Source organism: Limnohabitans sp. (assembly GCF_040401495.1).
GTDB lineage: Bacteria > Pseudomonadota > Gammaproteobacteria > Burkholderiales > Burkholderiaceae_C > Limnohabitans.
Map to the genome: position 1 here is coordinate 14289 of NZ_JBBAOI010000031.1, position 2143 is coordinate 16431.

The 2143-nt window shown below is 54.0% G+C and carries 6 protein-coding genes; all 6 read left to right on the forward strand.

All coding sequences use genetic code 11. From position 1 onward, the window contains the following. Positions 1-79 precede the first annotated feature (79 nt). The gene (locus AC9UEO_RS12820; RefSeq protein WP_509534185.1) at positions 80-268 is read left to right on the forward strand and encodes a hypothetical protein; all 189 of its coding nucleotides are present in this window, start codon (positions 80-82) and stop codon (positions 266-268) included. Further along, positions 265-498: a hypothetical protein gene (locus AC9UEO_RS12825; protein ID WP_509534188.1), complete on the forward strand. Its 234-nt coding sequence runs from the start codon at positions 265-267 to the stop codon at positions 496-498. The genes AC9UEO_RS12820 and AC9UEO_RS12825 overlap by 4 nt, the downstream gene beginning before the upstream one ends. After that, positions 495-755, forward strand: a complete 261-nt coding sequence (locus tag AC9UEO_RS12830; protein WP_509534191.1) for a hypothetical protein — start codon at positions 495-497, stop codon at positions 753-755. Before AC9UEO_RS12825 ends, AC9UEO_RS12830 begins: the two co-directional genes overlap by 4 nt. A 4-nt stretch (positions 756-759) precedes the next feature. Beyond that, entirely contained in the window at positions 760-1062 is a 303-nt protein-coding gene (locus tag AC9UEO_RS12835) for a hypothetical protein (RefSeq protein ID WP_509534194.1), read from the forward strand. Next, positions 1059-1436, forward strand: coding sequence for a DUF7173 family protein (locus tag AC9UEO_RS12840; protein ID WP_509534196.1), 378 nt, complete (start codon positions 1059-1061; stop codon positions 1434-1436). The genes AC9UEO_RS12835 and AC9UEO_RS12840 overlap by 4 nt, the downstream gene beginning before the upstream one ends. Continuing rightward, on the forward strand, positions 1429-2143 hold a 715-nt coding region (locus AC9UEO_RS12845), incomplete at its 3' end, for an ATP-binding protein (RefSeq protein ID WP_509534199.1). The genes AC9UEO_RS12840 and AC9UEO_RS12845, both read left to right, overlap by 8 nt.

The window sequence follows — 2143 nt, forward strand, 5'->3', positions numbered from 1 at the left end:
AACAAAAACTCCTTGACATTTTTACCGCCACCGCCATTGGTGTTGGCCTGGCTGCCTTGCTGGTCGCATGGTGGTCAGCATGAACGCATTTCCCAACCCACACTTGACCGACCAGCTTGGCATGTCGTTGAGAGACTACATGGCCGCTAAAGCTATGCAGTCCTTTTTGTCAGACTCAGGTTGGCGGCAGGACATGGACTTTGAAGACACGGCCCACGCCGCATACCTGATGGCAGACGCAATGCTGATAGCGAGGGGTGACGCATGACCGAACTTCAAGACTTCTGCCAAGAGCCGCGCACCATGGAAGAACTGGTTAACGCCAACTTTACCCAGCACCAGGTCTACAACGCCGTCAGGCGCCGTGAACTGTGCAACACCAAGGCAACAGACGACTGGGGCCGCAAGCTCCGCGGCAAAGGTCTGTACTTGTCCACCGTCACCCCCATCCCCTATAACGCCGCCGCACTGGTGGCAGCTTGGAGCACACAACCATGAGCATCTCACCGCCCTGCCCCGAGGGGTTGCTTGAGGTCAACCTTGACTGTGAAGGTGTCGAGCTAACCTGTTTTTTTGATTACATCCCTGCCGAGTTTGGTTCAACCGACTCTATGGGCTTGCTCTATGAGCCTGACCGAGTTGCAGAATGTGTGCTTGTTAACGCTTACGTTGGTGACGTTGACATTGGCCATCTGCTTTTGCAATACCTGGTGGACAACTTGGAAGCCGCCGCCCTTAAATACACAAAGGAGTAAATCAATGACTGCTTTACCCGCTAAGTATTTTGCGTTCCCGCCTTACCGTGCCGAAAGCCTTGGTGGCGATATGGGCTGGTGGGGCGTGATGAACCGCAATGGTTTGAATGTGCTGACGTTCCCCGCCAAGCCTGGCGCGGTGGTAACAGACGAAGAGCACGCAAAGCAAATTGCCGCTGAGTGGAACAAAACAAAAGAGTTTGTTTACCCGCCAAGCACTTACGTTCCACCCATCACAACGCGCATGACTGATGCACAAATGTCAGCATATGTAAAAAGTCGAGTTTACAAAGGAGCAATGAAATGACGATTACCGAATTAACCGCCGCCCTCAAAGTGGCCAAGGCCGCTGAAGACGCAGCCAAACAAGACCGCCTGGCCATTGAGGCTAAGATGGTCGCCCTGTTTGCAAAACCAGCATCTGGTGAAGGCACCCACAACGATGAAGAATTCAGCATCACCTGGAAACTCAACCGCACGGTTGACACTGACAAATTGACTGCAGCCTTTGATCAGTTGCCGGTCAACGCCCAGCGAGCATTTCGCTGGAAGGCTGATGTTGAACTAAAAAACCTCCGAGCCTTGTCCGAACTGGACCCGGTGGCTTACTCTGCAGCCGCCCAATTTATCACCAGCAAACCCGCAAAACCATCCATCACTTTGAAAGACGAAAATGTTTGACCTTAAGTCCATATCCAAGACCCGCCGTGTTCGCGCCCCCAAAATTGTCATTGTTGGCCAGGGCAAGATTGGCAAGACAACCTTTGCAGCCATGGCGCCCAACGCCATTGGCATCCTGACCGAGGACGGCGCCGACGCCGTTGACGCCAACGCCTTCCCCTTGGCGTCAAGCCTGGCCGAGGTTTACGCAGCCATTGAGACTTTGATCAGCAGCGAGCATGACTTTAAGACGCTGTTCATTGATTCGCTGGATTGGCTCGAGCCCATGGTCCAAGACTATGTGTGCAAGCAAAACAATTGGAAGAACATCGAGGCGCCTGGCTTTGGTAAGGGTTATGTGGCTGCAGCCGAAGAGTGGCGCAACTTGTTGTCTGGCCTGGAAGTGCTCCGCGCCCAAAAGAGCATGGGCATTATCTTGATTGCGCATGACAAGATCAAGCGCATTGAAGACCCGCTGACCGAGGGCTATGACTCGCACGTCTTGAAGCTCCATGACCGCGCTGCCGGCCTGGTGCTTGAGTGGGCCGATGTGGTGGGCTATGCTGGATACCGCATCTTCACCAGCAAAACTGACGCAGGCTTTGGCAACAAAGAAACCAAAGCCACCACAACGGGTGAGCGCATCTTGCACGTTGAACCCCATCCGGCCCACTGCGGAGGAAACCGCTTTGGACTGACCAACATGCCCCTCGATTGGGCAACCTTTA

Coding starts and splice junctions, on each gene's coding strand:
- AC9UEO_RS12835 (WP_509534194.1), top strand. CDS start 760: ATGACTGCTTTACCCGCTAAGTATTTTGCGTTCCCGCCTTACCGTGCC.
- AC9UEO_RS12840 (WP_509534196.1), top strand. CDS start 1,059: ATGACGATTACCGAATTAACCGCCGCCCTCAAAGTGGCCAAGGCCGCT.
- AC9UEO_RS12830 (WP_509534191.1), top strand. CDS start 495: ATGAGCATCTCACCGCCCTGCCCCGAGGGGTTGCTTGAGGTCAACCTT.
- AC9UEO_RS12825 (WP_509534188.1), top strand. CDS start 265: ATGACCGAACTTCAAGACTTCTGCCAAGAGCCGCGCACCATGGAAGAA.
- AC9UEO_RS12820 (WP_509534185.1), top strand. CDS start 80: ATGAACGCATTTCCCAACCCACACTTGACCGACCAGCTTGGCATGTCG.